Source organism: Streptomyces sp. NPDC005752 (genome assembly GCF_040630715.1).
Taxonomy (GTDB): domain Bacteria; phylum Actinomycetota; class Actinomycetes; order Streptomycetales; family Streptomycetaceae; genus Streptomyces.
Map to the genome: position 1 here is coordinate 86,048 of NZ_JBEXYB010000012.1, position 16,806 is coordinate 102,853.

The 16,806-nt window shown below is 70.9% G+C and carries 20 protein-coding genes; 9 read left to right on the forward strand and 11 right to left on the reverse strand.

The window, feature by feature from the left end:
- The first annotated feature begins 102 nt into the window (after positions 1-102).
- Positions 103-888, forward strand: coding sequence for a hypothetical protein (locus ABZ441_RS12670; RefSeq protein WP_358971768.1), 786 nt, complete (start codon positions 103-105; stop codon positions 886-888).
- Positions 889-993: 105 nt separating this feature from the next.
- Here ABZ441_RS12670 and ABZ441_RS12675 read toward each other — a convergent pair whose 3' ends face one another.
- The gene (locus ABZ441_RS12675) at positions 994-1,740 is read right to left on the reverse strand and encodes a GntR family transcriptional regulator (protein ID WP_358971770.1); all 747 of its coding nucleotides are present in this window, start codon (positions 1,738-1,740) and stop codon (positions 994-996) included.
- 143 nt (positions 1,741-1,883) lie between these two features.
- Here ABZ441_RS12675 and ABZ441_RS12680 point away from each other — a divergent pair, with 143 nt between their 5' ends.
- Positions 1,884-2,732 carry a (2Fe-2S)-binding protein gene (locus tag ABZ441_RS12680; protein WP_358971772.1) on the forward strand — a complete coding sequence of 283 codons (849 nt, stop codon included), beginning with the start codon at positions 1,884-1,886 and terminating at the stop codon, positions 2,730-2,732.
- 204 nt (positions 2,733-2,936) lie between these two features.
- Positions 2,937-4,025, forward strand: a complete 1,089-nt coding sequence (locus ABZ441_RS12685) for a DUF2637 domain-containing protein (RefSeq protein WP_358971775.1) — start codon at positions 2,937-2,939, stop codon at positions 4,023-4,025.
- A gap of 3 nt (positions 4,026-4,028) precedes the next feature.
- Here ABZ441_RS12685 and ABZ441_RS12690 read toward each other — a convergent pair whose 3' ends face one another.
- Complete coding sequence (locus ABZ441_RS12690) at positions 4,029-4,439, reverse strand: ATP-binding protein (protein WP_358971777.1); 411 nt, start codon at positions 4,437-4,439, stop codon at positions 4,029-4,031.
- A 253-nt stretch (positions 4,440-4,692) separates the two neighbouring features.
- Between ABZ441_RS12690 and ABZ441_RS12695 the strand changes: the two genes are divergently transcribed.
- Both ABZ441_RS12695 and ABZ441_RS12700 read left to right on the forward strand, forming a co-directional pair.
- Positions 4,693-5,091 carry a ribonuclease gene (locus tag ABZ441_RS12695; protein WP_358971779.1) on the forward strand — a complete coding sequence of 133 codons (399 nt, stop codon included), beginning with the start codon at positions 4,693-4,695 and terminating at the stop codon, positions 5,089-5,091.
- Positions 5,092-5,211: 120 nt separating this feature from the next.
- The gene (locus ABZ441_RS12700; RefSeq protein WP_358971782.1) at positions 5,212-5,601 is read left to right on the forward strand and encodes a barstar family protein; all 390 of its coding nucleotides are present in this window, start codon (positions 5,212-5,214) and stop codon (positions 5,599-5,601) included.
- Positions 5,602-5,636: 35 nt separating this feature from the next.
- On the opposite strand, the gene ABZ441_RS12705 is transcribed toward ABZ441_RS12700, so the two are convergent.
- Positions 5,637-7,379 carry a pyruvate dehydrogenase gene (locus ABZ441_RS12705; RefSeq protein ID WP_358971784.1) on the reverse strand — a complete coding sequence of 581 codons (1,743 nt, stop codon included), beginning with the start codon at positions 7,377-7,379 and terminating at the stop codon, positions 5,637-5,639.
- 60 nt (positions 7,380-7,439) lie between these two features.
- Positions 7,440-8,765: a protein phosphatase 2C domain-containing protein gene (locus ABZ441_RS12710; protein ID WP_358971787.1), complete on the reverse strand. Its 1,326-nt coding sequence runs from the start codon at positions 8,763-8,765 to the stop codon at positions 7,440-7,442.
- A gap of 307 nt (positions 8,766-9,072) precedes the next feature.
- On the opposite strand from ABZ441_RS12710, the gene ABZ441_RS12715 reads away from it, so the two are divergent.
- Positions 9,073-10,059: a helix-turn-helix domain-containing protein gene (locus ABZ441_RS12715; RefSeq protein WP_358971789.1), complete on the forward strand. Its 987-nt coding sequence runs from the start codon at positions 9,073-9,075 to the stop codon at positions 10,057-10,059.
- Positions 10,060-10,151: 92 nt separating this feature from the next.
- Positions 10,152-10,634, forward strand: a complete 483-nt coding sequence (locus ABZ441_RS12720; protein ID WP_358971792.1) for a DUF456 domain-containing protein — start codon at positions 10,152-10,154, stop codon at positions 10,632-10,634.
- Positions 10,635-10,685: 51 nt separating this feature from the next.
- Here ABZ441_RS12720 and rsgA read toward each other — a convergent pair whose 3' ends face one another.
- Positions 10,686-11,840 carry a ribosome small subunit-dependent GTPase A gene (gene rsgA, locus ABZ441_RS12725; RefSeq protein ID WP_358971795.1) on the reverse strand — a complete coding sequence of 385 codons (1,155 nt, stop codon included), beginning with the start codon at positions 11,838-11,840 and terminating at the stop codon, positions 10,686-10,688.
- A gap of 319 nt (positions 11,841-12,159) precedes the next feature.
- On the opposite strand from rsgA, the gene ABZ441_RS12730 reads away from it, so the two are divergent.
- Positions 12,160-12,660 (forward strand): DUF5949 family protein, encoded by a 501-nt coding sequence (locus ABZ441_RS12730; RefSeq protein WP_358971798.1) that lies wholly within the window; start codon positions 12,160-12,162, stop codon positions 12,658-12,660.
- Between the two features lie 150 nt (positions 12,661-12,810).
- On the opposite strand, the gene ABZ441_RS12735 is transcribed toward ABZ441_RS12730, so the two are convergent.
- The 6 genes from ABZ441_RS12735 to ABZ441_RS12760 form a co-directional block, all read right to left on the reverse strand.
- On the reverse strand, positions 12,811-13,218 hold the full coding sequence (locus tag ABZ441_RS12735) for a rodlin (protein ID WP_358971800.1): 408 nt from the start codon (positions 13,216-13,218) through the stop codon (positions 12,811-12,813).
- A gap of 114 nt (positions 13,219-13,332) precedes the next feature.
- A complete protein-coding gene (locus ABZ441_RS12740) occupies positions 13,333-13,557 on the reverse strand; it encodes a hypothetical protein (RefSeq protein WP_358971803.1) in 225 nt (74 codons plus the stop codon).
- A 269-nt stretch (positions 13,558-13,826) separates the two neighbouring features.
- Positions 13,827-14,237 carry a rodlin gene (locus tag ABZ441_RS12745; protein ID WP_358971806.1) on the reverse strand — a complete coding sequence of 137 codons (411 nt, stop codon included), beginning with the start codon at positions 14,235-14,237 and terminating at the stop codon, positions 13,827-13,829.
- 175 nt (positions 14,238-14,412) lie between these two features.
- Positions 14,413-14,715, reverse strand: coding sequence for a hypothetical protein (locus tag ABZ441_RS12750; protein ID WP_358971808.1), 303 nt, complete (start codon positions 14,713-14,715; stop codon positions 14,413-14,415).
- 171 nt (positions 14,716-14,886) lie between these two features.
- A complete protein-coding gene (locus ABZ441_RS12755; protein ID WP_358971811.1) occupies positions 14,887-15,120 on the reverse strand; it encodes a chaplin in 234 nt (77 codons plus the stop codon).
- A gap of 221 nt (positions 15,121-15,341) precedes the next feature.
- Positions 15,342-15,743 (reverse strand): rodlin, encoded by a 402-nt coding sequence (locus ABZ441_RS12760; protein WP_358971814.1) that lies wholly within the window; start codon positions 15,741-15,743, stop codon positions 15,342-15,344.
- A gap of 276 nt (positions 15,744-16,019) precedes the next feature.
- On the opposite strand from ABZ441_RS12760, the gene ABZ441_RS12765 reads away from it, so the two are divergent.
- Entirely contained in the window at positions 16,020-16,778 is a 759-nt protein-coding gene (locus tag ABZ441_RS12765; RefSeq protein WP_358971817.1) for a chaplin, read from the forward strand.
- Positions 16,779-16,806: the final 28 nt, after the last annotated feature.

Here is a 16,806-nt window from a genome sequence, read left to right on the forward strand (position 1 = left end):
TTCCGTGCTGAGATGCGCGCAGACCCTGGCCGACCGGCGGTAGCCGGCCGGCCTCCACAGCTCGAAGGCGCGCTCGGGGAGGGCAATGTGGCGCATACCGCCATGTCTGGTTCCGGAACGACAGCAGATGACGATCCGCCGCTCCAGACAGCGGTATGGCGGTTGCGCTCACGCGCCTGCTGGACGGACGCCGCCGCACTGCTCGGCCCCCGGGCCGCCACCGACCCCGCTGCCGCACTCCAGCGGACCTCGCTGCTCGTCGAGCGGTGTCTCTACGCAGGCATCGGCTGGACCGACGCGGAGGACGCGCTGCGGACAGCGGAGGCGCTCGCCCAGGACGACTCCGAGCGCGGGGCGGCCGCCTGCGAGCGCGGCTACCTCGCGTACGCCTCGACCCTCCTCGGTGCGCGCGACCGGGCCGACGAGGCCAGCGTGGCACTCAGCAGGGCCGCGGCCCTGCTCTCCCCCGCGGCCCCCGGCCGCCCCCTGCTGGACTTCCGCCGGGGCCTGATCGCCCAGAACATCGCCGACTCCCCCCAGGCGGCGCGCGCCGCCTACCGCAGGGCGCACGCCGGCGCCACGGCCCGGGGTGACGAGCTCCTGCTCTCCTTCACGTGGCGGCATCTCGCCTCGATCTCCCTGCGCGAGGGTGAACTCGCGGAGGCACGGCACGGCTTCGCGGAGTCCCTGCGCATAAGGGAGGAGCTGGGCTATCTCGTGGGCACGGCGCCGGCGCTCATCTCGCTCGCGGACGCCGAGCCGGAACCCGAGTCGGCTGCCCGGCTGCGCGCCGAAGCGGGCCGGCTGTTCCGGCTGCTGGGCGGCGTACCGACCTGGCTCGCCCCCCGGCTGGATCCGCCGGCCCCGGAGACCGCCGACGCGAACTGACACGGCCGGGCCCGCCGGGCGGTCACACGGCAGGCGGGCCTCCGGGCGTGCCGGTACGCGCCGGCGGGTCCGGCGGACCGCGTTCCGGCTCCTGGGCCGGCGGCCTCAGGCTTCCGAGCCGTTGAAGTGTTCGCCGACGAGGGACCGCACCGCCGCGAGGTCCCGTGCGATGAGGGCGTCCAGCAGCGCGACGTGCTCCGCGGCGTCGGCGAGCAGGTCGGCCCGGCGGTCGGCGGGGCCGTTCACCAGGGGCCACTGGGACCGGCGGTGGAGGTCGTCGGCGACCGCCACGAGCTGCTGGTTGCCGGACAGCGCCAGCACGGCCCGGTGGAAGGCCCGGTCGCTCTCCGCGTAGGCCGCCCGGTGCCCCACGGCAGCCGCCGCGACCGTGGCGTCGGCCAGCGGGCGCAGCGCGCACCAGTCGGCCTCCGGAACGGTGCGGGCGAGCCGCAGCATGACCGGCACCTCGATCAGGGCCCGCACCTCCGCAAGCTCCGCCAGCTCGCGGGGGCCCCTCTCGCTGACCCGGAAGCCGCGGTTCGGCACGACCTCGACGGATCCCTCCGCGGCCAGTTGCTGCATCGCCTCGCGCACCGGGGTCGCGGACACACCGAAGCGGGCACCGAGCGCGGGAGCGCTGTAGACCTGCCCGGGGGTCAGCTCGCCGCCGACGAGCGCGGCACGCAGGGCGTCCAGGACCTGTCCCCGCACGGAGTGCCGCTGGACGATCCGGGGCGGGGGCGGCTCGCTGTGGGTGTGCTCACCCCGAGCCTGCTCGGGCACGCGCGCGTCGGGTGGGGTGCCCGGGGACGCGTACGGCCGCGCGTCCTCACGCGCTCTGCCCTGTTCCACCGGGACCTCCTCCGACCGGCGGGCCGACTCGCCTGCGCCGGCCCCCCGTGCACGATAGGCGGAGCGGGCCCCAGTTCAAACACCGATCACTTCGGGTAAGGTAAGGCTTACCTGCAAGAAGCTCGTGATTCGGTGGTCCCTGAATGACCGTGCCCGCTCTGCTCGCCGCCACAGCCCCGTCCCCACTGACGACGTCGTACGCCCGCCTGGCCGAAGTCTTCCCCGGACTGCGCGTCGAGATGCTGACGGATGACGCCGCGGCACCTTCGGGCGGCGGATGGGTCGGCGCCGCGGAGCTCTCGGCGGGCGGTGCCGCGCTGGACGAGTTCATGGCCTGGGACGAGGCACAGGTCCTGCGGGACTACGGCGTGCGGGCGCGCCCCGACGTGGTGGCGAGCTTCGCGCTGCACCGCTACGCGTGGCCGGCATGCCTCCTGGTGACCCTGCCGTGGTTCACGCACCGCCGGGTGCCGCGGATCCCCGTCGAGGACGTCTCCTTCCACCGGGGCCTGGGCCACCTGACCCTCCGCGTAAGCGAGTTCGCCTGTCTGCCCGACGATCCGGCGGCCGGTACGCCCGGCGCCCGGGTCGTCCCGGACGAGTCGGCGCTGCGGGCCGAGGTCCTGGACTCCGTGGCACAGCACATCGGCCCGGTACTGGACGGCTTCCGGCCGCGCATGCGGCGCGGGAAGCGTGCCCTGTGGGGCATGGCGACCGACGAGATCGTCGAGGGCCTCTGGTACATCGCCCACCTGCTCGGCGAGGAGGCACGCGCGATGCGGGAGCTGGAGCTGCTGCTCCCGGGCACCACCAAGCCGTACGTGGGCACGGCGGGCTTCCGGGAGCTGACCGGACCCGACGGCCGGTCGCTTCGGACGCGCGACCGCGCCAGCTGCTGCCTCTTCTACACCCTGCGGCCCGAGGACACGTGCGTCACGTGCCCGCGCACCTGCGACGCCGACCGCGTCCGGAAGCTGGCGGCCGCCGCCTGATGCGTACGGCGGCTCACACCACCCGGGCGGGCGACCATAATTCGAACACAACTCGGTTCTTCCGAAACGGAGTTCGGACTCATTGCACCCAACGGGGTATCCAATCCCCCCGATAGGGTCTGCGTACCCCGAAAGCGCGTGAGCGAGGCAGCATTTCAGCCAGAATGGCGCCCGGAATGCCCTACGTGACGCAAGGGACCGCGCATGAGACTGACCGACATCTCGCTCGACTGGTTGCTTCCGGGCGCCGTACTGCTCGTGGGGGTCCTGGCGGCGGTGACGGTGGTCGCACGCGGCAAACGCGCCGCCGAGAAGGCCTCGGCCGACGACAACTGGGAGCGCAGCGAGGAGCGCCGCAGGCGTAAGGAGGCTCTCTACGCCACCGCCTCGTACGTCCTGCTGTTCTGCTGTGCCGCGGTCGCCGCCGCTCTCTCCTTCCACGGGCTGGTCGGCTTCGGCCGGCAGAACCTCAACCTCTCCGGAGGCTGGGAGTACCTGGTCCCGTTCGGCCTCGACGGGGCCGCGATGTTCTGTTCGGTGCTCGCGGTGCGCGAGGCCAGCCACGGTGACGCCGCGCTGGGATCCCGGCTGCTGGTGTGGACGTTCGCCTGCGCCGCCGCCTGGTTCAACTGGGTGCACGCACCGCGTGGCATCGAGCATGCGGGCGCACCTCACTTCTTCGCGGGGATGTCGCTCTCGGCCGCTGTGCTGTTCGACCGCGCTCTGAAGCAGACCCGCCGCGCGGCCCTGCGTGAGCAGGGCCTCGTGCCCCGTCCGCTGCCGCAGATCCGGATCGTACGGTGGCTGCGCGCCCCCAGGGAGACCTTCGGCGCCTGGTCGCTGATGCTCCTCGAGGGCGTACGCACCCTGGACGCGGCAGTGGACGACGTCCGCGAGGACCGGCAGGAGAAGGAGCAGGACAGGCATCGCAGGAGGGACCAGGCGAAGCTGGACAGGGCCCAGATCAAGGCCCTGAACCGGCAGAACCGAGTCTGGGGGCGTGGCGTCAGGATCGGCCACCAGATGGACGCCCAGGCCATCGCGGGACGCACACCGGGCGTCGGCGGCCAGCTGACCGTGGAACCTGCCACGACAGAACCCGGACAGCTGCCTCTTCGCCCCCGGCCGTCGCTGCAAGCAGCGAACGGCTCGAGTCCCAGAAGCACTCCGGCCCAGACCATGAGCGGTGATCCCGGCGTCGTCGACCTCAATGCCGAGGACGACGCCCAGGCCCTGCCGCGGCTCGACTCGCTGGAACAGAAATTGAAGGACCTGGAGCAACAGTTCGGCTGAGCGTCAGGACCTCCCGGCGTTCAGCTCGAACCAGACCACCTTGCCCAGCGCCTGCATCGTGACCCCCCAGGAGTCCGCCAGGCTCTGGACGAGCAGCAGACCCCTGCCGTGCGTGCCGTCATCGGCGTTGGGTACGTACGGTGCGGACTCCTGTCCGGTCACGAAGTCGCGCACCTCCACCCGCAGTCGCGCGGGTGCGGAGGTGACCGTGACCACGGCGCCGTTCCGCGTGTGGATGAGGGCGTTCGTCACCAGCTCGCTGAGCAGGAGCTCCGCCACATCCGTCTCCTCCGGCCGTCTGCGATAGCGCAGGAACTCCCGCAGAGCCGCGCGCACCTCCCCCACGTCCGACAGATGGGTGTGCCCGAGTCTGCGGCGCAGCCGCACCGGCGGGCTCTCCTGTCTTTTCGTCATGTCCCCCGCACGCACGCTGAATCGGCCTCCCTGGATTCCGTTTCATGACGTCATGTCTCGAACACCTTCGCGGGATGCATGCCCCCACAGCGGAGCGGTCACGCGTCCGTGGGCGTCAACATATGAACGAGCGGGCGCACGACCCCCGGCGGACGACGGGCGCGTCGCGCTTCCGTACTCACGGTTAACTTCCAAAAAATTCACTCGTGTTGGCGTTGACGGATGGGTGTCTACGCGCGTCATCATGGTGGGCATGCGAATCCCCCCACGGATCACCACGCTCGGCGGTATCGCCGCCCTCCTGTCCGTCCTCTTCGTCGGCGGGCCCGTCACCGCGTCCGCCGCGACGGCTCCCTCGACCGCCGCTGTCGGCAGCGTCTGCTACTCGGCGCTGCCCTCGCAGGCCCACGACACGCTCGACCTCATCGATGCGGGCGGCCCGTTCCCGTACGAGCAGGACGGCACCGTCTTCCAGAACCGGGAAGCACTGCTGCCGAGCCAGAGCACCGGCTACTACCACGAGTACACGGTCATCACGCCCGGCTCCTCGGACCGTGGAGCCCGTCGGATCGTGACGGGTGAGGAGACCGAGGAGGACTACTACACCGCGGACCACTACGAGTCGTTCGACCTCGTGGACCACGACTGCTGATCCGCACCCCCCGGTCCGGTCCGCGCCGCAGTCCCCCACCTGCGGCGCGGACCATCGGGCCGGCCGTCGGGCAGGCCTTCGGACCGGGCCTTCGGAGAGACGCGCTTGTACGCTCCACGCATGACCGTGACCTACGTGATCGACGGCTCCGGGATCACCGGCCTCGACAGCTTCTGGGATGTGTTCGGCGAGGCGGTGAACGGCCCCGGCGGTTTCTTCGGCCGCAACCTCGACGCCTTCGCCGACTGCCTCGGCGGCGGTTTCGGCACCCCGGAGGACGGGGACTTCGTCGTCGAGTGGCGTGACCACGCACGCTCCGCCCTGGCGCTCGGCCACGAGGAGACAGCCCGTCGGCTGGAGCGTCTGCTCCCGCGGGCGCACCCCACCAACAGGGCGCGCCTCGAGCGGGAACTGGCCGAGGCCCGGGCGGGCCGCGGTCCGACGCTCTTCGACCAGCTGGTCGGGATCATCACGGACCGGACCCGGCCGGGGACGCTACGGCTGATGTGAGTTCGCAGGCCCGCCCGGCACCGCCGGGGCCCCGTTCAGGGCCGCGGCACGTTGCGGAGGTTGGAGCGGGCCATCTGGAGCATCCGCCCCACCCCGCCGTCCAGCACGATCTTGCTGGCGGAGAGTGCGAAGCCGGTCACCATGTCGGCGCTGATCTTCGGCGGGATGGAGAGGGCGTTCGGATCGGTGACCACGTCGACGAGTGCCGGTCCCCTGTGCTTGAAGGCTTCCTTGAGCGCGCCCTCCAGCTGCTTGGGCTTCTCCACCCGGACCCCGTAGGCCCCCGCGGCCCGTGCGATCGCCGCGAAGTCGGGATTCTTGTTGGTCGTGCCGAACGAGGGCAGCCCCGCAACCAGCATCTCCAGTTCGACCATGCCGAGGGAGGAGTTGTTGAACAGCACGACCTTCACCGGCAGGTTGTACTGGACGAGCGTGAGGAAGTCGCCCATCAGCATGGTGAACCCGCCGTCGCCGGACATCGACACGACCTGCCGGTTCCGGTCGGTGAACTGCGCCCCGATCGCCTGGGGCAGTGCGTTCGCCATCGAGCCGTGGCTGAACGAACCGATCACCCGCCGCCTGCCGTTGGGGGTGAGGTAGCGGGCGGCCCACACATTGCACATGCCGGTGTCGACGGTGAACACGGCATCGTCGTCCGCGAGATCGTCCAGGACCGAGGCGACGTACTCCGGATGGATCGGGACGTGCTTCTCGACCTTGCGGGTGTACGCCTTGACCACGCCCTCCAGCGCGTCGGCGTGCTTCTTCAGCATCCGGTCGAGGAACTTGCGGTCCGTCTTGACCTTCACGCGCGGCGTCACGGAACGCAGGGTCTCGCGGACATCGCCCCAGACCGCCAGGTCGAGCTTGGACCGCCTCCCCAGGTGCTCGGGGCGCACATCGACCTGGACGATCCGCACGTCGGTCGGAAGGAAGGCGTTGTACGGGAAGTCGGTGCCCAGCAGGATCAGCAGGTCGCACTCGTTGGTGGCCTCGTAGGCGGCACCGTAGCCGAGCAGCCCGCTCATTCCCACGTCGTACGGGTTGTCGTACTGGATCCACTCCTTGCCGCGCAGCGCATGGCCGACCGGGGCCTTCACCCGCTCGGCGAACTCCATGACCTCGGCGTGCGCGCCCGCTGTTCCGCTGCCGCAGAACAGCGTCACCCGTTTGGCTTGGTCGATCATCCTGCAGAGCTTCTCGATCTCCTCGTCGCCCGGCTTCACGGAGGGCCGCGAGGTGACCAGGGCGTGCTCGATCGACTTCTCCGGAGCGGGCTGCGAGGCGATGTCACCGGGCATCGACACGACGCTGACTCCACCACGGCCGATCGCGTGCTGGATCGCCGTCTGGAGCAGCCGCGGCATCTGCTGGGGGTTGGAGATCATCTCGTTGTAGTGGCTGCACTCCTGGAAGAGCAGCTCGGGATGGGTCTCCTGGAAGTAGCCGAGGCCGATCTCGCTCGACGGGATGTGCGAGGCGAGCGCCAGCACCGGTGCCATCGAGCGGTGGGCGTCGTACAGGCCGTTGATGAGGTGCAGGTTGCCGGGCCCGCAGGATCCGGCACAGGCCGCGAGGGTCCCGGTGATCTGGGCCTCGGCACCTGCCGCGAACGCGGCGGTCTCCTCGTGCCTGACCTGGACCCACTCGACGGCGGCATTACGCCGGATGGCGTCGACGACGGGGTTGAGGCTGTCACCGACGACGCCGTACAGCCGTTTGACCCCCGCCCGCACGAGGATGTCGACGAACTGCTCCGACACGTTCTGCTTGGCCATGGGTGAGCACCCTCTCTGCCTCCGGCTGTCCCTGTCTCCATCAACCCACGGCGGGCCGGGTTACGCCTCCCAGACCGCGGCGCCCGTACGGTCGTCGGCGTACCCCGTGGTCCTGAGCTGGGTGTCGGCCAGGTAGGCCGGCAGCCCCGGCGGACCGCCGGCCCAGCGCCGGGCGAGCTCTGCGGCGAGCTCCGGCTCACCGCGCATCGGTTCGGCCAGGCCGGTTCCGCAGAGCAGCAGCGTGTCCCCCGGCCGGGCGACGGAGGCGCGGAAGCGGAAGGGCTCCGCGGGGGGTCGCGGCGCGTCCCCGGCGTACGGGGAGTGCGCGGTGGTGATCCGCAGGTCCATCGTCAGGCGGGCCCCGTCCGGGCTCTCCTCGCCCGCGCCGCCGCCGGTCGGAGGGGTCACGGGGTCGAGGTCCTGCCAGGCCCCTTCACGGAGACGGAAGAGACCGCCCGGCCCCACGCCGAAGAAGACGCGGGTGCGGCACTCCGGGTCGGCCGACAGCAGCAGACAGCGCAGCCCGGTGCTGTACGCGGACGCTTCGAGGCCGAGCTCCGCGGCGCGGGCACGCAGCCTGCCGCAGGTGCGGTCGGTGAGACGGTGCAGCCCGGACCTGAGATCGCCCCTGCGGCCCGCCCGTACGTCGTCGGAGAGCCGGTCGTGGCTGCGGGCGACGGCTCCGCCGATCCAGCGACAGGCGTCGGCGGCGAGGCGGGCGTGTCCGGCGTCCCGGGCTCCGCCGGCCACCGCGACGAGGACCAGGGCGCTGTCCCCGTTGCCGAAGCGCGCGGTGAGCAGGGCGTCCCGGCGCGGCTCACCGCACGTGCGCGCGGAGTCCCCGCGCACGGACGCGGCCCGCAGGGTGTACCTCCCGTACCGGGCGCCGTCGAGGACGGTGTCGGGGACGAGGCCGTCGAGGTCGTCGGTGCCCGACTCGGGCAGTGCGACGGGATCGGCGTCGTAGGTGGGGGGCCGGTCCCCGACGTGACCGACGACAGGGCGCGCAGCCGGCTGGGGTGTGACCGCTGCGGCCTGTGGCTCCGGGAGCGGAGGCGTGGCGGGCGGCGGCCCGGCGAAGGTCTGCGGCCGGGAGGGCCCGGCCGGGGTCTCCCAGGGGGCGCGGCCGGCCGGCACGGTGCGCGGGGGCGGCGGTTTTGTGGCCCGGTCCGCTTCCGGGGGGCGTGGATCTGGCAGCTTCACCACCGTGACCGCGTGGTCCGCCCGGTCGGCGTCCGGACCGGTCACGGTGTCCGACACCGAGTCGAAGCGGTCGTCGAGACTGTCGGCCGCGCTGCCCGGCCCGGTGTCCGGCGCGGTCTCGTCGTACAGCCTGCGCCACCAGTGGTCCTCGTGGGCGGCGGGCCTCTCCCCCTGCTGGCTCATGCACATAGTGTCGACCGCTCGGGGCGTACGAAACGGGTCACCGGCAAAGTGGCCCGGATTCGGCACCGCGGGGTGACCCGCCGGACGTCCCCACCCCCCACGGGAAGGTCGTCCGGCGGGCCGGTCCGTGTGATCAGCCGACCGCCCGCGGGGCGGTCGTCACCGCGGTGGCGACAGATTGTCAGAGAGACGGGTGCCACGGGGCATGATGAGCCCGGCGGGTTTACGCCGTGGCCGTTTTCCGCCACCGCGCACTTCCGTCCGACGGGCGCGGGAACGCGCGAGCACGATCCGGGGAGGGCCGAGCATGCTGTCAGCGATAGGTCTCGACGAGAGACAGGAAGCGGCCTACCGGGCACTGGTCGCGGCGGGTGCCGCGGAGCTGACCGGACTCGCACGCCGGCTGGCCCTGCCGGAGGCGGACACCGAACGGGCACTGCGCCTGCTGGAACAGCAGGGGCTCGTGGCCCAGTCGTCGTCGCGGGCGGACCGCTGGGTCGCCGCGCCTCCCGGGGTCGCGCTGGGCGCCCTGCTGACCCAGCAACGCCATGAGCTCGAACAGGCGGAGCTGGCGTCCGCCCTGCTCGCCGAGGAGTACCGGGCCCAGGCTGCCGAACCCGCGGTGCACGACCTGGTGGAGGTGGTGACGGGTGCGAGCGCGGTGGCACACCGGTTCCATCAGCTCCAGTTGGGAGCCGCGTCCGAGGTCTGCGCGCTGGTCACGGGGAAGCCGATCGCGGTCACCGGGATGGAGAACGAGTCCGAGGAACGGGCGGCGATGCGGGGGGTGTCCTACCGCGTGGTGGTCGAGCGCGACGTGCTCTCGCTGCCGTCCGGAATCGTGGAGCTGTCGGCGGCGCTGAGCCGCGACGAACAGTGCCGGGTGGTCGACCGGGTGCCGACGAAGCTGGTGGTGGCCGACGGCATGCTGGCCATGGTGCCGCTGACCGGCCGGGGAGCCGAGCCTGCCGCCCTGGTGATCCACGCCAGCGGGCTGCTGGAATCCCTGATGGGACTTTTCGAGGCGGTGTGGCGGGACGCGATGCCGCTGCGGCTCGGCGGGAGCGGCATCTGCGAGGAGAACGGTCCGGGTGCGGATCCGACCGATCTGGAGATCCTCTCGCTGCTGCTCGCCGGTCTGACCGACGCGAGCGTGGCGAAGCAGCTTGATCTGGGGCTGAGGACCGTGCAGCGGCGGGTGAAGGGGCTCATGGAGCTCACCGGGGTCACCACCCGTCTGCAGCTCGGCTGGCACGCGTACGAACGTGGCTGGGTGGCCCGCGCGCCACGCTGACCGTTCGCTCCCAGCCCTCCGGCCTGCGGCTCCGCCCGCTCAGGGGGCCGCGCTGACGGGCGGGACCCCGCGCACTCCTGCACGCTGGTCGAATGAGTGTGTGGCAGCTCGTTGCCGTCGGGGCGGTGATGCTGCTCGGCCTGGTCGGCGTGCTGGTGCCGGGTGTGCCGGGTCAGGCGATCGTCTGGGCCGCGGTGCTGTGGTGGGCACTGACGGACCCGACCCCGGTCGCCTGGGGTGTACTGATCGGCGCGACGTGCCTGCTGCTGCTGAATCAGGCGCTGAAGGCTCTGCTGCCCTCGCGGCGCCCACGCGAGTCGGGGGCGCCGCGCAAGACGCTGATGGCAGGCGGGATCGCAGCCATCGTCGGCTTCTTCGTGGTCCCGGTGGTGGGCGGGGTCCTGGGATACGTGGGCGCGGTGTACGGCGCCGAACGCCTTCGTCTCGGCAGCCGCGCCGCGGGCTGGACCTCTCTCAGGTCGGTGATGCGGGCGACGGGATACTCGGTGCTCGTGGAGCTCTTCTGCTGCCTTCTGGCGGTCGGGGCGTGGCTGGGCGCCGTCATCTGGGGCTGAGGGCCGGGGGCCCGGGCGGTTCTGACCGCCCGGACCTCCAGGCCGTACCCGTCAGCGCGTCCTGCCCCGCTTCAACTCCATGGCGGCCCGGCCCTCCGCGCCCCTGCGCTTCCATTCGCGCAGGCTCTCGGTGCGCAGCCGGGCGTCCGTCTTCGCAGCGATGCGGTGGTTCTCGCGGAGCAGCTTGCGGTAGCTGTCGAGACGCCGTTCGGACAGCATCCCGTCCTCGATCGCGCCGAGCACGGCACAGCCGGGCTCGGACGCGTGGGCGCAGTCGTGGAAGCGGCACTGTCGCGCCAGGTCCTCGATCTCCGAGAAGACCTGGCCGACTCCGGCGTCCGCGTCCCAGAGACCCACCCCCCGCAGCCCGGGGGTGTCGATGAGGACACCGCCCCCCGGCATCACGAGGAGGTTGCGCGTCGTGGTGGTGTGCCGCCCCTTGCCGTCCACCTCGCGCGCCTGCTGGACCTGCATGACGTCCTCGCCGAGCAGCGCGTTGGCGAGGGTCGACTTGCCGGCGCCGGAAATCCCGAGCAGCACGCTCGTACCGCCGCCGACGATCGCGCCGAACACGTCGACGCCGTCGCCCGTGGCGGAGCTGACCGGGAGGACCTGCACCCCGGGCGCGCTGCGCTCGATGTCCTCGACGAGGTGGGACAGGGTGGTGGCGTCCGGGACCAGGTCGGACTTGGTCAGCAGCACGACCGGGTGCACCTCGTGACCCGCGGACCGGGTCCCGTCGCCGAGCAGGGCGGCGCCGGCGGTGCTGGACATGGCCAGGGCGAGGAACCGTTCCAGCCGCCCGAGGTCCAGCTCGACCGCGAGAGAGACGCAGATGACGATGTGATCGATGTTGGTGGCGAGCACCTGCCCCTCGGAGCGCTGCGACGACGTCGAGCGTACGAAGGCGGTGCGGCGGGGCAGGAGCGTACGGACGAACTGCGGGTCGCCGTCGGGGTCGACGGCCACCCAGTCGCCCGTGCAGACGATACGCATCGGGTCACGGGGCACCACGAACGCCGTGTCCGCCCTGATGACGCCGTCCGCGGTGACGACGTCGCACCGGCCGCGGTCCACCCGCACCACGCGCCCCGGCAGGAGTCCCTGCTCGGCGTACGGGGCGAAGGTGGCGGCCCACGCGTCGTCCCAGCCGTACAGTGCCAGCGGGTGCGACGGAGCAGAAGCCTGGGAAATCGAGAAAGACAAGGGAGACCCTTCACAAGGGCGGCCCCGGCACCGCGCGTTCAGGCGCGGAGAGAATTGATGAAGGTCAGCCGGCAGCCGCAGGGGTGGGAACGATGCACTTCGGGTCGTGGGCCGTGCCCACCGCGACGACAGTCATCAATGTCCTCACCTCCTGGTTCCTTGAACTGCGCACACCCTAGTCCCGCGGGTCCCCGGACCGTCAACAGGTTTTCCGAGGAGCGGCGTCCGCAACAGCGGATTGTGCCGACTTGGAAGAGATGTACCCGAACAGGTGATACGCGTACACAAGGACCGGTCCCGGGCCGTTAGTGTGCCGGACATGACCTCACCCAAAGCCGCCACCACCCCTTATTCCCCAGCCCAGTTGGGCACACAGATCCTGATCGGCTGGAGCGGGTCGAATCCCGGAACAGGACGTGAGACCGCCTTCCTGCTCACCTATTCGCTCGGCGACGGCCCGGACGGACCGGAGGTCGGCGAGAGCGCCATGCGCACGGCCCTGCAGCGCAGCGGCCTGCGGGTGGGAGGCGAGACACTGGACGCCTCGGACCTGCCCAACCTTCCCGTCAAGCTCCTCGTCCAGGCCGGACAGGCCGTCCTGACGATGCCTCACTTCAAGGCGCAGTACACCGTGCCGCGTGAGTGGCTGGACGCGGCGCTGTCGGAGGGCAAGGTGCACGGGATGTTCGCCACGCGCCCGTGGCCGACGGCCGTCCCCGGACAGCCGGTCTCCGAGGAGCTGCTGCGGTCGTTCGTCGGCGACCCCGAGACCATCAGAACCTCCGCCCACTGCCTCATGCCGGTACGCAGCCTGGGCTGATCCGGCCCGCGTACCCCTCCCGCACGGCGATGCCCACCACCCCCGTGGAGTGGTGGGCATCGTCGTGTGAGCGGACGAGGGGCCTCGGGCCTCACAGCAGAGTGCGGGCGGTCCGCGGCGATACGCCCCGGCCGCCCGCACTCAGTGGTGTCAGTTGTTGCCGACGCCGTTGCCCGAGAGCACCGGGATGTCACTCAGGATGTGCGACAGCGGCTCGTCACCCTTGGCCTGGGTGGAGTTGTCCGTGCACTGCTGGTTCTGCGGGTTGGACAGGACGTTGACGTCCTGGACCGCGATCGGGATGGCACCGATCAGCGAGCCCACGTTGGCCTTCACCGGCAGGGCGATGCAGGGCTTGTTCAGCGAGCCCTGCACGAGGCTGAGCTGCGGGCTCTGGTCACCCTTGGTGGAGCTGTTGCCGTACTCGGACTCGGCACCGTTGCCGTTGATGGTGGTGGTGCCGTGGTCGTCACCGATCGCCATCGCCGAGGGAGCCGCGGCGGCGGACAGACCGAGGAGGGACACAGCCACAGCGGCGCCGGCCATAATCTTCTTCATTGCGCTTCACCTTTCGGAGCGTCCCGTTGTGGAACGTACTGATCAACCTCAAGCGGAGGTTTTAGTTCCGCTACGCCACTCGAACGAGTGGGATCCGACGGGGCCACGGGGCCGTTACCTGCCGTTTCCCTCCGCGCGGGCGGCGGGGACGAAGACACCCACCCGTCCTCGCCCTGGACCGGCGGCCACCGGCGGGCCGGACGACGTACCCGTCCGGCCCGGCCCGGCCTCACGCCGCTCCGCGTCCCGCCATTCGGCGAGCAGCCGGTCGTAGATGGGTGTGGAGCTCTCCGGCAACCGGTCGCGGCCGGACGCGTGATGACTGTCGTACGGGTCCATGAGGCGCACCTACCCGGCCGCACGTGCGGCGTCGGCCGCGACTGCGGCAACCGGCCCAATTCCCGCACTATCGGGCTACCCGACGGGCAGACCGGCGAGGGGTCGGGACGCATAGGACAGACGCGTGGGGCCGCTCCGTCCGGGCGGCCGACCAACGGTCGGTCGCGGCACGGACGGAGCGGCCCCACGCGTCTTCACGAACTACGACGAGGCGTGCAACGGTGCACCCTGGCCGGGAGGGGCACAGGGGGTGCCGGTGTCGCGCGGTGTCAGTTGTTGCCCGCGCCGTTGCCGGAGAGCAGCGGGATGTCGTTGAGGATGTGCGACAGCGCCTCGTCACCCTTGGCCTGGGTGGAGTTCTCGGTGCACTGCTGGTTCTGCGGGGAGGACAGAACGTTGATGTCCTGGACGGAGACCGGGATGAGTCCGAGGAGCGAGCCCACGTTGGCCTTCGCCGGCAGGGCGATGCAGGGCTTGTTGAAGGAGCCCTGGATGAGGCCGATCTGCGGGCTCATGTCGCCGTGGGTGCTGCTGTTGCCGTAGTACTGGTCGGAGCCGTTGCCGTTGACCGACGTCGTGCCGGTGTCGTTGCCGATCGCCATGGCCGAGGGGGCCGCAGCGGCGGAAACACCTGCGACGGAGGCGGCGACTGCCGCGGTCGCCAGAATCTTCTTCATCATGAACGTGCCCTTCTGGAATTTCTCTGTTGCCCGCCTGTCCGGAGCAATCTGAACAACTCCGTCCGAACGGTTTGGGTTGCGCCGTTTCACCCGAACGATTCCCCAGGCAGGCGATCAGCGCCCCGCACCGGATTCCGCCCGGTGAACCGGCGCCACGAGAGGGTGGCGCCGCGGTTCAGCCGCCGAGCGGCAGCCCACCGATCAGCGGGCCGGCCCCCTCGGCGACACCGGTGACCGCCTTCGCCGACCTGCTGACCGTGCCGTCATCCCGGACCTGCCCCGCGGTCTCCCCGACCGCGTCCACCAACGGGTTCACCACCTGGTCGGGGACCGTCGGCACCGTGGAGGTCAGTTCGTTCACGCCCCCGGTGAGGCTGATCCGGGGGGCTGTCGGGGTGGTCGCCGCCACAGCGGGAGCGGCTGCCCCGAGAGCGGCCACGGAACCTGCGACGAGGGCTACGGTCTTCGCGTACTTCACTTTCCCAAATCCCTTCTCCGGCGGCATCCGCCGCCTTTGCCCTGGACAACGGCCGAGCGGTGCACGGGGAAACTGGGAGCGACGGGTTTTCCCGTGCACAGCGAAGGCCCTGGAGCGCCACTTGGGCTCCAGGGCCTTCTCATGACGAGCTGTCGGCTCGGTCGGCAGAGGTCAGCGGTTGACGCAGACGTTGCCGAACGCCGGGTTGAGCGCACCGATGATGCTCACGGTGTTACCGCAGATGTTGATCGGGATGTGGATCGGGGCCTGCACGACGTTGCCGGACAGGAATCCCGCGGAGTGGGCGGCAACGGCACCGGCGCCGGAGTCGGCCATGGCCGGGGAAGCGGCACCCAGCGCGAGCAGGGTTCCGGCGGCGACGGCGGCAACCTTGGTGTACTTCACGTTCGTCCCTTTCTGCAGCGGAGTCCTGGACGGACACGTCTTTCGTGCCGCACGAGCGATCGTCTGAATGCGCTCGTGACTCCGGAGTTGTCATCCGTAGCGAGTTATGGGCGGCAGCGGAACACCGTGACGGCTGTTTTCCGGAAAACCGCCCGAATGCTGCAGGTCCGGGCCGCACGATGGAGGAGTGTCGGCGGCCCGGACCGGACGATGGGGCTCGGTCAGCGGTTGCCCGCACCGTTGCCGGAGAGAACCGGGATGTCCGAAAGGATGTGCGAGAGCGGCTCGTCACCCTTCGCCTGGGTGGAGTTGTCCGCGCACTGCTGGTTCTGCGGGTTGGACAGGACGTTGACGTCCTGGACCGCGACCTTGGCCAGATGCGCGAGGGAAGCCAGGTTGGCCTTGACCGGCAGGGCGATGCAGGGCTTGTTCAGCGAGCCCTGCACGAGGCTGAGCTGCGGGCTCTGGTCACCCTTGGTGGAGCTGTTGCCGTACGCGGCCTCGGCACCGTTGCCGTTGATCGACGTCGTACCCGTGTCGTCGCCGATCGCCATGGCGCTGGACGCCGAGAGGCCGAGGATGGAGGCGGCGACGGCGCCCGTAGCCAGAACCTTCTTGATCACGATGAATCCTTCTCATACCGAGTGTCGTACCGAGTGCCCCGCAGCGGAGCGCCCTGATCAACTCGGCACTGGTCGATTGGTTTCCCCGGTTCACCCGAATGCCCGCAACCGACTCGCGGCGAACACCCGTACGTGACCCTTTCGGGTGGTTACAGAATTTGCACCGATCTCCAAGTTTCCCCCGCAACCCTCGCGTCGTTATGAAGTCGTCCGCGTCGATGGAATGACCGCCATCAGGGTCACCGCCCACGCGAATTTCCCGGAGAAGGGCATGTAATGCGACAGGTTCTGAACAAAAGCATGATCGTCATGGCGGCGGCGTCGGGCATCCTGACCGCCGCGGGCGGTTACGCGCACGCCGACTCCTCGGCCGACGGGGTCGCCGCCAATTCGCCCGGTGTCGGCTCGGGCAACGCAGTGCAGGTCCCGGTGCACGTCCCGGTCAACCTCTGCGGCAACACCGTGAACGTGATCGCCCTGCTGAACCCGGCCTTCGGCAACGCCTGCGCCAACGTCAGCTCGAACGACAGGCACGGCGACGACGACGCGTACGGCGACGAGCACGGTGAAGGGCGGGGCCACAAGGGCTCCGGCGCGAGCGCCGACGGCAAGGCGGTCGGTTCCCCGGGCGTCCTCTCCGGCGACCTGGTGCAGGCTCCGGTGCACGTCCCGGTGAACGCCTGCGGCAACAGTGTCAACCTCGTCGGTGCGCTGAACCCCGCGTTCGGCAACTCCTGCGCCAACGAGGACGGTTACGACCACGGCAACCCGCCGGTGAAGCCGCCCACCGAGGAGCCGCCGACGGTCACCCCGCCGACCGAGGAGCCCCCCACCGAGGAGCCGCCGACCGTCACCCCGCCGACCTCGAAGCCCCCCGTCGAGGAGCCGCCGGCCGGCAACCCCGGCCCGAACACGCCTGACACGCAGCTGGCCCAGACCGGTGCCGCCGACATCGGCCTGGCCGCCGGCGCGAGCGCCGGACTGCTGCTGGGGGGCGCGGTGCTGATGCGCCGCACCCGCGGTTCGCGCAACTAGTTCCGCACGGTACGGAAGGGCCGCCGCG